Raw genomic sequence first — 13,060 nt, 5'->3', positions numbered from 1 at the left:
CCCCCCCCCCCTCAAATCCACCAAGTTGAATGCAGCCGGTGTACCGTAGGGCAGAAGAGCGACAGCGTTATCTGCCGGGGGAAAATATGGCGGTACTGACTGAACCCGGGGCTCCCAGCCCTACCCACGGCAGATAACGCCCTTCGGGCTCTTCTGCCCTACACCCACCTCCATTATTGTACCGCGACATTTCCTGACCAATTGGACAATTTCTGCACAATTCTGTAACCTCCCATGTTCTACACTGAACCACCAAGCCCCAACTTCTGCCAGCGAGTAGTCCACGATGAAACTGTCCCTGATCTCCCGCGTCGTCGCCGGCTTCGCCGCCTTGTTGATCATTTTCACCGCCATCACCCTCTACTCCCTGTTCGTCGAGCAAAAGCTCGCCGATCAGCTCGAACTGGCCTCCGGGCAGCTCGGTAGTCTGCTGGACGATACCAACCGGCTGCGCGGTCGGGTTCAGGATGCCAACCGAGCCGTGACCCAGCATGCCAATGCCGAGGATCCGGATCGCCGCACCACTCTGGCCGGGACCTATGAGCGGGCCAAAGACGATTACCGGGCTCTGGCGGAGTCCCTGCAGGCACGGTTGGAGCCTTATCCGGAGCTGATGGAGTTGTTGAACCGCCAGCAATCCCTGGCGCAATCGATCTTCGCCGCTTCGGAACGGCATCTGGCATTGCAGAACGAGCGCATCGCGACCCGCCAGCAGGCGGTGGCACAAGCCCAGGCGTTCGACAATGAGTGGATCTTTTTCGAGGGCGACATCAATGCCGTGGCCAGTCAGGCCAAGTCTCAGGGCGACAGTGGTTTGCAGTGGGAAGTGGATTTCATCGTCGATCAGGCCGAGGCGGCCCAGGCGTATCTGCAGCGGGCGCTGGCGATCTCGAACATCGAGCGCATGGCGGAAGTCGAGTCCCAATTGGAAGCGATCTGGGGTGAACTGAAAAACAAGGAAGCCGCCATCGCGGAAAACTATCCCGACTACGTCGACGATATGGCGCCTTTCTTCGAGCTGTTCCGGCAGGCCATCGTGGCCGAGGATGGCCTGTTCCAGAGCCACAAACACTATGTCCGGTTGAACGAGGACAGCGAGGCGCTGCTGCTGGAGCTGGACAACCGGATGGATCAGAGCATGGCCACGCTGAACGACATCATCACCGCTACCCGGGCGAAGACCCAGGCGGCCCGCGAATCCGCCGAAAGTACGGCGGCCACGGCCCAGAGCGTGACGGTGGGGTTGCTCATCGTGGCGATCGCTCTGTCGGTTCTGGTCGGTTGGTCGGTGGCGCACTCGATCCGCCGGCCGATGAACCAGACGCTGGCGGTGCTGAATCGCCTGGCCGAAGGCGACCTGACCGAGCGGATCCAGAAGGTGTCGCACGATGAAATGGGCCGCATCGGCACCAACGTCAACGCCCTCGCCGATCGTCTGACCGATGTGATCAGCCAGATCCGCCAGTCGTCCGAAACCATCGCCGAACTGGCCGAACGGGCGTCCGGCGTCAGTCGACAGACCCGGGAGCGCGTCGAGCAGCAACAAGAGCAGACCGGCTCGGTCGCGACCGCCATCACCGAGATGGAATCGGCCATTCACGAGGTCGCCGGCAACGCCGAACGTACCAGTTCGGAAGTGGCCCAGGTGACCCATGAAGCGCAGGACAACATGGCCAGCATGGACACCAACATTCAGTACACTACCGAATTGCGCGATGCGCAGCACAAGGCCACCGGAGTCATTGAAGCGTTGAGCGAGGAGAGCCAGGAGATCGGCACCGTTCTGGATGTGATTCAAGCCATTGCCGAGCAAACCAACCTGCTGGCTCTGAACGCGGCCATCGAGGCGGCGCGGGCCGGTGAACAGGGCCGTGGATTCGCCGTGGTCGCCGACGAAGTGCGCAGCCTGGCGAACCGTTCCCAGCAATCGGCCAACGACATTCGCGAGATGATTCAGCGGCTGCGCGAAAAGGCGTCCAATGCCGTGGACATCATGGCCAGCAACCGCTCGCTGGCTGAATCCTCCGCCGAACAGTCCCAGCGCACCGGCGAGTCCCTCAAGACCATGGTGGGCAGCCTGGGCGAGATCAACGACATGAGTCACTCCATCGCCACGGCTTCGGAAGAACAGAGCGCGGTGGCCCGGGAAGTCACGCAGAATGTGGTGCGCATCTCCGATATGGCCGAGGACCTCGCCAACATCGCCCGCGAGGCCGCCGAGAACAGCGAGCAGCTGACCGGTCTGGCGACCGATCAGCGGCAACTGGTCGGTCAGTTCCGTCTGGTTTAATCAACCGGACGATTGATCCGCCGCCCGATCCAGCATCCGGTCGGCGATCAGCCGAAAATCGGCCTCCGGGATCTCCAGCAGGCCATAGCGGAAAGCGGCGCCCCAGTGCCGCTTGTTGCGTATAAACCCGAGATCATCGATCAACGGCCGGATCGGCAGGTCCCGGCAGGGTTTGAAATCGACATTGCGCCGGTAGGGTACGAACCCGTTACCCATGTCGTACGGATAGACTCGATCATCCATGGCCTGGCCAATCGCGGTGAACGCCTGGCAAGCGTCTCTGCCGTTAAAGTGCACTTTGGGTGAGTACATCACCACCCAGTCTCCCGCCCGCATCCGACCGACCGGGCCTTTCTTTCCGTGGCACGCCTGAACGAATCCTCCGCTCTCCCCTGTCTTGGCATGGTCGCGCGAGGCGACCACGATCCAGTAACGTGTGGCCATAGGATCACCCGGGGGTCCCATGCAGCGTCAAGCGATAGCCGAAAGGATCGACGAAGCTGAATGTCCTTCCAAACGGGCCGTCGTAGGGGGGTTCAACAATGTCCACACCATAGTCCCGCAGACGGTTGTGCAGAGTATCCGCCCGCTCACACCCCAGCCATAGCGCGACGCCCCACCCCAACCGGGTGCTGCCGGCCAGATCGACATTGGGCGTACGAATGGCGAAGGGAATGGGATGGGTCTGAAACACGACGGCATGCTCCGGGCCTTCGTCGGTCGGAACCAGACCCAATTGCTCCGTGTAAAACCGTTTGGCCGCCTGCAGATCCTCGACCTGCAAGGCGATGAATTGTGGACCGGTAACCTGTGCCATTTGTTGTAACCTCCTTTCCATGTCAATATAAGGAAGCTGATACAGTATCAGGTTCCTTATATACTTCAACCCCCGGGAGTCTTTGTCTTGCACGAACATCGCATCGGTTACCTTATAAAAGGCGTTCAACAGGCCATCCGTCATCGTATGGACGACGAATTACGCCACCTCAACCTCTCCACATCGCAATACGCCGCGCTGAGCGCACTGGAACGGTCAGACCGGTTATCCAACGCCGAGATGGCCCGCGCCTGCTTTGTCACACCCCAGACCATGCAACAACTGGTCAAGGGTCTGGAACGGGAGGATTGGATCGAACGATGCCCTCACCCCGAACACGGCCGCATCATTCAAACCCGGTTGACGGCATCGGGCCGAGCGGTGCTCGATCAGGCTCACCGTCTGGTGGACGCCATAGAAGAGGCCATGGTCGAAGGTCTTTCCGAGCAGGAACGGGATCGTCTGGCAACCGATTTGAAACGATGCCAGAGCAATCTGGGCCATCACAGGTCGGTATGACCCGATAAAAGATAGATCGATTCAGAATTTCCGGAACAGATCAGCCTACTGGAACTGACTGTCACGCCCCAGGTACTGCCGATAGAGGTCGTCGATAAACCCCGAGGCCTCCAGCTCCGCGATGACACGGTCGTATTCCGCCCGCAGACGGGGCAGATTCGGATGGTTCGATTGATTGACGAACACATTGAAGTAAGGCCGGGATATCAGTGGATTATTCAGATAGACCAGTTGCTGGCCCAGATTGCGTTGCTGTATGAGTTGGAAGGCTTCAACCGTATTCATCGGCGCCACATCGATGCGGCCGGTCAACAGCATGTCGATCAATAATTGATGGTCGGTCACGACCTTGCGATTCAAGGGGGCGTCCCAGAACTCCGGCGTATAGGACCAGGACTGAACCGCTCCGACGCGCCAGCGTGTCAGGTCGGCCAGGGACTCATATTGAATGCGCCCCAGATCGCCATGCCGGATGAAAAAATGCCAGCTCACATCCTTATAGGAATGCTCGGGGTAGGACAGAAACTCGGTGCGGTCCGGTTTAAAGGACAGACTCATGACCACATCGACATGGCCCAGCCTGACTTCGCGCATCATCCGCGAACCGGAATCGGACAAACGGAACTCGGCTTCGATACCCAGTCTCGCCAGTACCTCGCGTATGATCTGCACATCGATGCCGGTCACCTGGCCGTCCCGCATCATCTTGAAAGGCGGTTCGGGCGTGCCGACCACGACCAAAGGTTCGGTAAAGGCCGGCAACGACAGCAGACACAATCCGGCGACAAGCAGCCGGTTCAACCAGGAGGTCAGGACGCGCATAAGAGGGGGGACAACCCGAAACTTAGATAATCTGTCTAAGTTTAGGCAATCCACAGACGAACCGCGACTGTTCAGCCGAATAAAAATCGCCACCCGGCCGCGGTCGCAATGCCCGCGGCGATGGCCGGCATCGGTCGCTTTACAACCAGCATGACCACGGCCGTGGCCACCAGCGCCAATCGGGCACCGGTATCGCCCTCCACGGCGATCGGCACCAGAATGGCGATCAGCACCGAGCCGGACATGGCGTTGATGAAACTTTCGACACGCGGGCTGATGGGAATGAACGACATCACCAGGACCCCGCCGAAGCGGGTAATCAGGGTGACGATCGCCATCAGGCCAATCAGGATCAAGCCACCGTAACCTTCGACACTCAGACTCATCGCGGACGCTCCAGCCAGAAAACCCCCACCAGGCCGCCGCAGATGGCGCCGACCACAACGTGCGTATTCGGTGGCAACCACCAGTAAGCCGCCAGCGCGGACAGGCCGGCGATGACCCAGGCGGTCAGCATCCGGGCATTCTTGCGACCACCCAACGCCATCGACAGCATGAAACAGCCGAGCACCATGTCGAGACCGAACACTTCCGGCCGGGCGATGGCGCTGCCGAAATACATCCCCAGGACGGTGCCGCACAACCAGGTGAACCAGAGCGCGATACCGCCGCCGAGCAGCAGGCCCAGGTTGTTACGGCCACTGTGCAACTCGTTCAGCGTCATCGCCCAGTTCGCATCCGACATCACCAGCAGGACCCCGTAACGACGGTACACCGGTAATTGCCGCAACCAGGGGTAGAGGCTCGCGCCCATCAACAAGTGGCGGGCGTTGATGGCGAAAGTAGTGACCAGAAGCGGGAGAATCGGCACCTGCATGCCCCACAGATCCAGCGCGGCGAACTGGGCCGTGCCGGCGAACACCAGCATGCTCATCGCCACGGTTTCGACCTGGCTCAACCCGGTCTGGACCGCGGCCAGACCGTAGGCCAGGCCAAAGGCGGTGACGAAAAAGCACAGGGGCAACAACCGCCAAAAGCCTTCCCAGGTTCCGCGCACGGACAGGGAGGGGGCTACATACTGGCTCATACAGCGTTCCGAATAATGAAGGAATAGTGGATTTAACCAGAGCGGCGGGAGGGAACCAAGGGCGGAGGGCCGAACAATCTGGATCGCCGTGTTGTCGAGGGTGAACGCCCGCGCGCGAACGGCGCGGGCCGTGCGATGACGGTCAGGCCTGGCCGCCGCTGTCGCTGAGGAACATCTTGTCGATGCCCAGACGCTTCAGGGCCGCGTCGTAGCGGGTTTCGATGCCCTCCTCGAAGATCAATGCCAGATCCCCGGGGACGGTGAGCCAAGCGTTGCCTTTGAGCTCGCCTTCCAACTGGCCCGGAGACCAGCCGGAACAACCCAGACAGACAAGGAAGTCCTCGGGGCCCCGACCCTTGGCGATGGCCTCGAGTATGTCCGGGCTGGTGGTGATGCTGATGTGACCGTTGTTGACGGTGCTGCTCCAGGGACCTTCGGCACTGCGATGGATGATGAAGCCGTGTTCGGGCATGACCGGACCGCCGGAGTAGACGTTCCGGTCGCGCAGTTCTTCGTCGTCGCAGGGGATGTCGAGCGAGTCGAAGACTTCGCCCAGGGTCATGGAGGTGAGTCGATTGATGACCAGCCCCATACAGCCGTCTTCATCATGTTGAAACAGGTAGGAAACCGTTCCGCTGAACCAGGGATCGTGCAGGTCGGGCATGGCGACGATGAACTGGTGGCTCAGGGTCGAGTCGTTATGCGAGAGGGATTCCATCACGGTGTGTCTCCTGTCTGCAGGGGGCTCGGCCTGTCTGGGCGTTGCCAATCAGGATACCAATAAGAATAGTACGCCACCGGGTTGGTTGCAGGTCAAGTTGAATATTGGCGAACAACCCGCGACCGGTGCCGGGGTATCCTCCTGCGGACCGCCGCAAGTACTTCCATGTAGGCTCGGCGGCAGCCATCCATGGCTGCCGACGTCCGCTGGAGGATACCCCGGCACCGGTCGCTGACCTGCTGTGCCACTACGTTTTAACGAAACCAGTAGGGCAGAAGAGCCTCAGGCGATATCTGCCGGAGGGCGAAGCCCTCGTTGTTCTGGCGTTACGGTAATTCATGGCGTGCTGCGTCCGCCATGGCAGATATCGCCTGGGGCTCTTCTGCCCTACTTGATTCCACACACGGTGCAGCGCTCATCGCGCTTGAACGTAAACCGTTGCCAGTTCAAATCGAATGCATCCAGAGTCAGCAATTTACCCACCAGCGGCTCGCCGAACCCGGCCAGAACCTTCAATGTCTCGGTGGCCTGCACGGTCCCGATCATGCCGACCACGGGGCCCAATACGCCGGCCGTGGCGCAACTGAGCTGCTCGTCGCGTCCGTCGGGGTACAAGCAGGCGAAACAGGGGCTGTCGTCGCGGCGGAAGTCGAAGACGCTCACCTGGCCGGCCAGGCCGATGGCGGCGCCGGAGATGAGAGGGATGCGCAGGTCGAGGCAGACGCGGTTGGCGGCGTAGCGGCTGGCGAAATTGTCGGTGCCGATGATGACGGCGTCGCAACCCCGGGCCCACTCGCGGATGCCGGCCTCATCGAGGTCCGAGTCGATTTCGACAACCCGGCAGTCCGGGTTGAGATCGGCCAGGGTGGCTTTGGCGCTTCGGGTTTTGGGATTGCCGACGCTGGAGAGGCGGTGGACGATCTGGCGTTGCAGGTTGGTTTCGTCGACCTGGTCGCCGTCGGCGAGGCGAATCTCGCCGACACCGGCGGCGGCGAGGTACATCAGAATCGGGCTGCCCAGACCGCCGGCGCCGAGAACGAGGATTGTGCTGTTCAGGATGCGTTGTTGGCCGGCCACGTCGAGCTGGGGCAGGAGGATATGACGGCTGTAGCGCAGCAGTTGGTCGTCGGTCAGGTCCGGATAGGTGGGCATAGGCGATCGTTGTTCGGATGGGGCCGCTCTCCCTCCAGAGGGAGAGCGGAAGCCGGAATCAGCTTTGTTCTTCTTCGTCGTCGGACGCTTCGTCGATCAGGGACTTGAGTTCACCGCTCTGGTGCATCTCGTTGATGATGTCGCAGCCGCCGATCAGTTCGCCTTTTACCCAGAGTTGCGGGAAGGTCGGCCAGTTGGCGTATTTGGGCAGTTCGGCGCGGATGTCCGGGTTGGAGAGGACATCGACGAAGGCGAAGCGATGGCCGCAGCTCATGACCGCTTGCACAGCCTGGGCGGAGAAGCCGCACATCGGTTGATTGGGGTTGCCTTTCATGTACAGCAGGATCGGGTTCTTTTCGATCTGGTCTTTGATGTTGGTCAGCGTGTCGGTCATAGGTTGTGTCATCCAGTCGATGAGAAATTTGGCCCAATTGTACGTCAATTGGCGCCTCGATTCAGTGTCTCTTTCGGGTGATGGGCTGGTTTACCGTGGCCCGTGCCTGACTGATAAGCCCTGTAGGGTGGGCACTGCCCACCATTTAAGGTTGGCCACCCCCGTATGAGGCGATTGAACCAGAATATTCAGTGCCCGGTGCCACATTATTGGTGGGCGGTGCCCACCCTACGCAGCGGATTCATGAACAGGTCGGATCAGCCCTACAGGTCCCGAATTGTGACTCTGTAAATGGGGTTGGGCCGAGCCATTTCAATCCGGCTTGCCATACCCGCCGCCGCCGGGCGTATGCACCTCGAACGCATCGCCGGCCTCAAGCTCGAGCTGGACGCATCCAGGCACCTCTTCGGCATCCCGGTCTTGCCGGAGGGCCCGGTTGATACCGCAGGCGCCGTCGTTCCCGCCGTTCAGGCCGGAGACGGGGTCCTTCCGATGACCGGAGAGCATGGAGACGGTCATGGGTTCCAGAAACCGGAGCCGGCGGATGACTCCGTCCCCGCCCCTGTGGTGACCGGTACCGCCCGAGCCTCGCCGGTAGCCGAAGTGCTCGACCCGGATCGGGAAGCGCAGTTCGAGCACTTCGGGGTCGGTGAGGCGTGAGTTGGTCATGTGGACCTGAACGCCGCTGGCGCCGTTGAAGTCGGCGCCGGCACCGCTGCCGCCACAGATGGTTTCGTAATACTGGTAGCGTTCGTTGCCGAACGTCAGGTTGTTGTTGGTGCCCTGGCTGCCGGCCAGTTTGCCGAGGGCGAGCAACAGGGTATCGACCAGGTACTGAGACGTTTCGACATTGCCGGCGACGACAGCGGCGGGATGTCTGGGCGAGATCAGGCTGTTTTTCGGAATGCGAATGTCGAGCCCGCGCAAGAAGCCTTCGTTGAGCGGAATGGGCTCGTTGATCAAACACCTCAGGGTGTAGAGAACGGCGGCACGGGCGACACTGGACGGGGCATTGAAGTTGCTGTCATGCATGGCGGAGGTACCGTCGAAGTCGACAACGGCGCGGCCACGCTCCTGGTTGACGGTGACGCGGACTTCGATGCGCGTGCCGTCGTCCATCTCGCTGACCCAATGGCCGCTGTCGAGGCCGGTGAGCAGCCGGGAGACACACTGTTCCGCGAAATCCAGGACATGCCCGGCGTAGGATTCGACCCGCGCTTCGCCCTGCTCTTCGGCCAGGAGCCGCAATTCCCTTACGCCGCGCTCGCAGGCGGCGAGCTGAGCTTTGAGGTCGGCGAGGTTCTGGTCGATGTTGCGCGCGGGATAGCGACCACCCCCGAACCAGTGACGCACGTCGGATTCGAGAAATTGGCCGCCACGGACCAACGGCCGGGCCGGGATAAGCACGCCCTCTTCGTCGATATGGTGGCTGAAGGCGGGCATGGAACCGGGTGTGATGCCGCCCACGTCGGCGTGATGGCCGCGCGCCGCAACGAAGAAATCCGGCCGGTGACCGCTGATGAAGACCGGGCGGATGACGGTGATGTCCGGCAAGTGGGTGCCACCGTCGTAGGGCGAATTCAGGATATAGGCATCGCCATCGGCCAGTTGATCACCGTACTGACGCAAAACCGAGCGGACACTGTCGCTCATCGACCCCAGGTGTACCGGGATGTGTGGCGCGTTGGCGATCAGGTCGCCTGTGCCGGTAAACAGCGCACAGGAGAAATCCAGACGCTCCTTGATGTTGACCGAGGCACTGGTGCGCTCCAGCACCACCCCCATCTGCTCGGCGATGGCCATGAACCGGTTGTTGAACAACTCCAGGGCCACCGGCGAGACATCACTGTGGTCGGCCTCCGCTTTTGCGGTCGACCGGGCGACGGCCCGGGTCAGGTGCAAATCCCCGCTGGCCAACACCCGGAATTGCCAGTCCGGCTCGACAATAATGGTGCTGTTCGACTCCAGAATCAGCGCCGGACCGGGCCGGATCTCGTCGATCGCCAGGGCTTCGCGCCGATACACCGGGACCGTGCGCCATTTACCCTGGGTGTAGAGCGTCACCTCCGTTTCAGACGCCGAGTGCTCCGGTGCCTGCCAGCGTTCTTCCAGGATATCCCCGGGCCAGACCCATTCGGCGCTGACCTGCTCGATCCAGACCGACTGATGGCGGTCCCGGAAGCCGTAGGCCTGCTCCTGGGCCTGCCAGAAGTCGGCCAGCATGCGCTCGGGTTCGTTCCAATGCACGTTAATGGTGAAGTCCGACCCCGCCAGTCGCAGCGCCGCCCGATGCTCCACCGTGGCTTGCGCGGGTTCCAGATGCTGAATCGAAGCTTCTTTTTCCAGTTGTCGGTCGAGTTCGTCCAGCGCATCGCGGGCGGCGCACATGCCGTCCTCGTCGAAGGATCGCCCCACAGCCAATGGCTGCACCAGGCGCCGGTCGGCCAGTCCCATGCCCAGAGCCGAGAGGACACCGGCGTAGGGGTTGATCAGAATCGAATCCATGCCCAGGGCGTCGGCGACCAGACAGGCGTGTTGGGCGCCGGCGCCACCAAAACAGTTCAGGGCATAGCGTTCGATGTCGTAACCGCGCTCCACCGAGATTTTGCGGATCGCCTTCACCATGTTCGCCACGGCGATATCGAGGTAACCCTCGGCCAGCGATTCCGGGCTGTAACGCTGGCCGGTCGCGGAATTGACCTCCCGACAACGGGTTTCGAACGCCTCCCGCACAGCATCCACAGCCAGCGATTCCTCGCCGCTGTCGCCGAACAAGCGCGGAAAATACTCGGGCCGGACCTTGCCGAGCAGCACATTGCAGTCGGTAACCGCCAACGGACCACCCTTGCCGTAGGCCACGGGGCCGGGATGGGCACCGGCCGAATCCGGCCCCACGGTCAGGCGAAACCCGTCGAAACCGAGTATCGATCCACCACCGGCCGCGACCGTGTGTACCGACATCAAGGGTGTTCTCAGCCATTGGCCGGCCACCTGCGTTTTCTCGCTGCGCTCGAACTCACCGGCAAAATGCGAAACGTCGGTCGAGGTGCCACCCATGTCGAAACCGATCAGCCGGTCGAAGCCGGCGGCTTCGCCGGTTTTGCTCATGCCGACCACGCCACCGGCCGGCCCGGACAGGATCGCGTCCTTGCCCCGGAACCGGTCGGCCGCCGTCAGACCGCCGTGACTCTGCATGAACAGCAGTTTGTGACCCAAAGCCTTACGCGCGTCGGCCTCATTAACCAAACCCTGCCCCACCTGGTCGACATAGCGTTCGAGCACCGGGCTGAGGTAGGTGTCCACCACGGCCGTCTGGCCGCGTTCGACCCACTTGATCAAAGGGCTGGCGTCGGAACTGAGCGTGATCTGGGAAAAACCGATCTGGCCAGCCAGTCGGGCGATCGCGGTCTCGTGCTTGGGGTTCCTGTAGCTGTGAAGGCAAGCGATGGCGAGCGCTTCGAAACCGTCGTCGCGGGCTTGCTCCAGCGCCGGTTTCAGTGCCTCCAGATCCACCTCGGACACCACCTCGCCCCGGGCATCCAGACGCTCATCGACTTCCAGCACCCGGCTGTACAGCGGATCCGGCAATTGAATATTCAGGGCGAAGATCTCCGGCCGCGCCTGATGGCCGATCGACAAGGCATCGGCCAACCCCCGAGTCACCACCAACAGGGTTTTGGCACCCTTGCGTTCCAGCAAGGCGTTGGTGGCGACGGTCGTACCCATCTTGATCTCCGCGATCCGATCGATCGGTACCGCCTCACCATCGGAGACGTCCAAAAACCGCCGGATGCCCTCCACGGCGGCGTCATCGAACTGACCCGGGCTTTCGGACAACAACTTTGTCGCCCGCCACTGCCCTTCGGGCGTGATCGCCACCACATCGGTAAAAGTGCCGCCGCGATCGATCCAGAAACGCCATTGGTTGGAGGTCATATTCACTCCCTGGTTGGAAATCTGACAGCAGTGTAGGGCAGAAGAGCCGTAGGCGTTATCTGCCGTGGCGAGCGAAGCTCGTCTTGTTTTGTGCCTTGGCTTACCAGAGGGCTTCGCCCTCCCGGCAGATAACGCTGTCGCTCTTCTGCCCTACCCTACTCCCTCGTGCAAGCGGCCGGGTCTGCACAAGCAAAACTGCGCTGCATAAATTGCAGCCAACCCGAATTGCTCCGCCTCCCCGGCTTGAGTAATATGGCCGGTTTTCCCGCTCACTTCGAAGCGGAAGACTCCGGCCCTTCCCGGCCGAAACCTTAATGTCACGGGAGTTCAACGCGATGACTGTCAGGCACTTTCTTACCCTGAACGACCTCAGCCAGGACGAGCTGCGGCACCTGATCCAGCGTTCCATCGACCTGAAGCAAATGCACAAAGACGGTCGAGTATACGAGCCGCTGAAGAGCCGCGTACTGGGCATGATCTTCGAGAAGTCATCGACCCGAACCCGAGTCTCCTTCGAAGCCGGCATGATCCAACTCGGCGGCGGCGCCATCTTCCTGTCCCCGCGCGATACCCAACTGGGCCGGGGCGAGCCGATCGAGGACAGCGCCCGCGTCCTGTCGCAGATGGTCGACGCGGTGATGATCCGCACCTTCGAACACCAGAAGGCCGCCACCTTCGCGCAGTATTCCTCGGTTCCGGTGATCAACGCCCTGACCGACGACTACCACCCCTGCCAATTGCTGGCCGATATGCAGGCCTACCATGAGGCGCGGGGATCGATTCAGGGTAAAACCGTGGCCTGGATCGGCGACGGCAACAACATGTGCAACAGCTACATCAACGCGGCGCGCCTGTACGACTTCACCCTGAACATCGCCTGCCCGGAAGGCTTCGAACCGATGCAGGCTCTGCTCGACCAGGCCGGCGACCGGGTGCGCATCGTACGCGACCCGAAAGAAGCTGTGGAAAACGCCCACCTGGTCACCACCGACGTCTGGGCCAGCATGGGCCAGGAAGAGGAAGCTCAGGCTCGCCTGAAAGCCTTCGAAAACTTCCAGGTCTCCCCGGCATTGATGGACAAGGCGGATAAAGACGCCATCTTCCTGCACTGCCTGCCCGCCCACCGGGGCGAGGAAGTCAGCGAAGACATGCTGGACGACCCACGGTCGTTCGTGTTTGAACAGGCCGGCAACCGGCTGCATGCGCAGAAGGCGTTGCTGGAGTTTTTGCTGTGCAGTGAGTGAGGTTTGTTGGATTACGCCCTTCGGGCTAATCCAACCTACTCGGCTACAGTGAGGTCGTCTGGGTAGGTTGGATTAGCC

The 13,060-nt window shown here is 61.5% G+C and carries 12 protein-coding genes; 3 read left to right on the top strand and 9 right to left on the bottom strand.

The features are described from left to right. The first annotated feature begins 286 nt into the window (after positions 1–286). Positions 287–2,290, top strand: a complete 2,004-nt coding sequence (locus IE111_RS16685) for a methyl-accepting chemotaxis protein (protein WP_189610809.1) — start codon at positions 287–289, stop codon at positions 2,288–2,290. On the opposite strand, the gene IE111_RS16680 is transcribed toward IE111_RS16685, so the two are convergent. Both IE111_RS16680 and IE111_RS16675 read right to left on the bottom strand, forming a co-directional pair. Beyond that, positions 2,291–2,734: an EVE domain-containing protein gene (locus tag IE111_RS16680; protein ID WP_189610807.1), complete on the bottom strand. Its 444-nt coding sequence runs from the start codon at positions 2,732–2,734 to the stop codon at positions 2,291–2,293. Positions 2,735–2,738: 4 nt separating this feature from the next. Further along, positions 2,739–3,107 (bottom strand): VOC family protein, encoded by a 369-nt coding sequence (locus IE111_RS16675; RefSeq protein ID WP_189610805.1) that lies wholly within the window; start codon positions 3,105–3,107, stop codon positions 2,739–2,741. A gap of 87 nt (positions 3,108–3,194) precedes the next feature. Here IE111_RS16675 and IE111_RS16670 point away from each other — a divergent pair, with 87 nt between their 5' ends. Beyond that, positions 3,195–3,626 carry a MarR family winged helix-turn-helix transcriptional regulator gene (locus tag IE111_RS16670; RefSeq protein ID WP_189610802.1) on the top strand — a complete coding sequence of 144 codons (432 nt, stop codon included), beginning with the start codon at positions 3,195–3,197 and terminating at the stop codon, positions 3,624–3,626. A gap of 45 nt (positions 3,627–3,671) precedes the next feature. Here IE111_RS16670 and IE111_RS16665 read toward each other — a convergent pair whose 3' ends face one another. From IE111_RS16665 to IE111_RS16635, 7 genes are all read right to left on the bottom strand, one after another. After that, positions 3,672–4,448, bottom strand: a complete 777-nt coding sequence (locus tag IE111_RS16665; RefSeq protein WP_189610800.1) for a substrate-binding periplasmic protein — start codon at positions 4,446–4,448, stop codon at positions 3,672–3,674. A gap of 71 nt (positions 4,449–4,519) precedes the next feature. Beyond that, positions 4,520–4,834 (bottom strand): AzlD family protein, encoded by a 315-nt coding sequence (locus IE111_RS16660; protein ID WP_189610798.1) that lies wholly within the window; start codon positions 4,832–4,834, stop codon positions 4,520–4,522. Then, positions 4,831–5,535 carry an AzlC family ABC transporter permease gene (locus IE111_RS16655; protein WP_189610796.1) on the bottom strand — a complete coding sequence of 235 codons (705 nt, stop codon included), beginning with the start codon at positions 5,533–5,535 and terminating at the stop codon, positions 4,831–4,833. Before IE111_RS16655 ends, IE111_RS16660 begins: the two co-directional genes overlap by 4 nt. Positions 5,536–5,677: 142 nt before the next feature. After that, complete coding sequence (locus IE111_RS16650; RefSeq protein WP_229805406.1) at positions 5,678–6,253, bottom strand: YqgE/AlgH family protein; 576 nt, start codon at positions 6,251–6,253, stop codon at positions 5,678–5,680. Positions 6,254–6,643: 390 nt separating this feature from the next. After that, positions 6,644–7,408: a HesA/MoeB/ThiF family protein gene (locus IE111_RS16645; RefSeq protein ID WP_229805402.1), complete on the bottom strand. Its 765-nt coding sequence runs from the start codon at positions 7,406–7,408 to the stop codon at positions 6,644–6,646. A gap of 58 nt (positions 7,409–7,466) precedes the next feature. Continuing rightward, positions 7,467–7,802: a Grx4 family monothiol glutaredoxin gene (gene grxD, locus IE111_RS16640; RefSeq protein ID WP_189610792.1), complete on the bottom strand. Its 336-nt coding sequence runs from the start codon at positions 7,800–7,802 to the stop codon at positions 7,467–7,469. 312 nt (positions 7,803–8,114) lie between these two features. Continuing rightward, on the bottom strand, positions 8,115–11,738 hold the full coding sequence (locus tag IE111_RS16635) for a hydantoinase B/oxoprolinase family protein (protein ID WP_189610790.1): 3,624 nt from the start codon (positions 11,736–11,738) through the stop codon (positions 8,115–8,117). Between the two features lie 335 nt (positions 11,739–12,073). On the opposite strand from IE111_RS16635, the gene argF reads away from it, so the two are divergent. Further along, complete coding sequence (gene argF, locus IE111_RS16630; RefSeq protein ID WP_189610788.1) at positions 12,074–12,982, top strand: ornithine carbamoyltransferase; 909 nt, start codon at positions 12,074–12,076, stop codon at positions 12,980–12,982. Positions 12,983–13,060: the final 78 nt, after the last annotated feature.

Origin of the sequence: Saccharospirillum salsuginis (genome assembly GCF_014651855.1) — a bacterium.
GTDB classification, from domain to species: Bacteria; Pseudomonadota; Gammaproteobacteria; order Pseudomonadales; family Natronospirillaceae; genus Saccharospirillum; species Saccharospirillum salsuginis.
This window is presented reverse-complemented; position numbering and strand designations above follow the sequence as displayed.

Coding starts and splice junctions, on each gene's coding strand:
- IE111_RS16685 (WP_189610809.1), top strand. CDS start 287: ATGAAACTGTCCCTGATCTCCCGCGTCGTCGCCGGCTTCGCCGCCTTG.
- IE111_RS16680 (WP_189610807.1), bottom strand. CDS start 2,734: ATGGCCACACGTTACTGGATCGTGGTCGCCTCGCGCGACCATGCCAAG.
- IE111_RS16675 (WP_189610805.1), bottom strand. CDS start 3,107: ATGGCACAGGTTACCGGTCCACAATTCATCGCCTTGCAGGTCGAGGAT.
- IE111_RS16665 (WP_189610800.1), bottom strand. CDS start 4,448: ATGCGCGTCCTGACCTCCTGGTTGAACCGGCTGCTTGTCGCCGGATTG.
- IE111_RS16660 (WP_189610798.1), bottom strand. CDS start 4,834: ATGAGTCTGAGTGTCGAAGGTTACGGTGGCTTGATCCTGATTGGCCTG.
- IE111_RS16655 (WP_189610796.1), bottom strand. CDS start 5,535: ATGAGCCAGTATGTAGCCCCCTCCCTGTCCGTGCGCGGAACCTGGGAA.
- IE111_RS16650 (WP_229805406.1), bottom strand. CDS start 6,253: ATGGAATCCCTCTCGCATAACGACTCGACCCTGAGCCACCAGTTCATC.
- IE111_RS16645 (WP_229805402.1), bottom strand. CDS start 7,408: ATGCCCACCTATCCGGACCTGACCGACGACCAACTGCTGCGCTACAGC.
- grxD (WP_189610792.1), bottom strand. CDS start 7,802: ATGACCGACACGCTGACCAACATCAAAGACCAGATCGAAAAGAACCCG.
- IE111_RS16635 (WP_189610790.1), bottom strand. CDS start 11,738: ATGACCTCCAACCAATGGCGTTTCTGGATCGATCGCGGCGGCACTTTT.
- argF (WP_189610788.1), top strand. CDS start 12,074: ATGACTGTCAGGCACTTTCTTACCCTGAACGACCTCAGCCAGGACGAG.